At 40.1% G+C, this 292-nt stretch carries 1 rRNA gene; it reads left to right on the top strand.

What is annotated here, in order from left to right:
• Positions 1-80, top strand: a 16S ribosomal RNA gene (locus OA91_RS23930); the annotation flags it as partial.
• Between the last annotated feature and the right edge of the window lie 212 nt (positions 81-292).

Here is a 292-nt window from a genome sequence, read left to right as displayed (position 1 = left end):
TTACCACGGAGTGGTCAATGACTGGGGTGAAGTCGTAACAAGGTAGCCCTAGGGGAACCTGGGGCTGGATCACCTCCTTAAACGATATGAAGCTCTGGTGAGTGTTCACACAAATTATCTGGTAACTTTTTTTAAGACAGGCTTTTTAAGTCGAAGCAGAAAACGCTAAGCAAGTTGTTGTTACTTCTTTAAGGAACAAACAATCACTGACTTAGCGCTTTGCGCTAAATGCTCTTTAACAATTTAACTTTTTGAATAGATCGAAATAACAAACACAATCTTCGGATTGAGT

Origin of the sequence: Marinomonas sp. SBI8L (assembly GCF_001624705.1) — a bacterium.
In the GTDB taxonomy this organism is placed as follows: Bacteria; Pseudomonadota; Gammaproteobacteria; order Pseudomonadales; family Marinomonadaceae; genus Marinomonas.
Note: the sequence above shows the minus strand (reverse complement) of the source record. Positions and strands in the feature narration are given on the sequence as shown.